Source organism: Mesorhizobium sp. M1D.F.Ca.ET.231.01.1.1 (assembly GCF_003999155.2).
Lineage (GTDB): Bacteria > Pseudomonadota > Alphaproteobacteria > Rhizobiales > Rhizobiaceae > Mesorhizobium.
In genome coordinates this window covers 1-331 of record NZ_RZOZ02000158.1, presented here as the reverse complement: position 1 = coordinate 331, position 331 = coordinate 1, and the positions used below count along the sequence as shown (strand labels likewise).

At 65.6% G+C, this 331-nt stretch carries 1 protein-coding gene; it reads left to right on the top strand.

Annotated features, from left to right (window positions below):
- The coding region (locus tag EN874_RS32750; RefSeq protein ID WP_127428860.1) for a YbfB/YjiJ family MFS transporter at window positions 1-331 on the top strand (331 nt) is incomplete at both ends.

Genomic DNA, 331 nt, shown 5'->3' with positions numbered 1-331 from the left:
CGCCTTCGTCATGGTGTTCATGGCCTCGATCGTCTTCAGCCATCTCGCCGTTGCCGGCCGCCGTGATTTGCAGGCACTGCACTTCGGCGGTGTCGGCCTAGGCATTGCGGTCTCTTCGGCGCTGCTCGCCATTCTCGTCACCGACCATGCCGGCTGGGCTGCTGGTTGGCTTTGGTCGGGAACGCTTTCGGCGGTCGGACTGCTCATCGTCGCGCTGCTCGCGGGGTCGGCCACGCCAGCCAACGGTGTCGACGGTCCCGAGCCGGTGCTGCCGAAGGACAGGTCGCTAGCCAAGATGATCGTCGCCTACGGGCTGTTCGGCTTCGGCTAT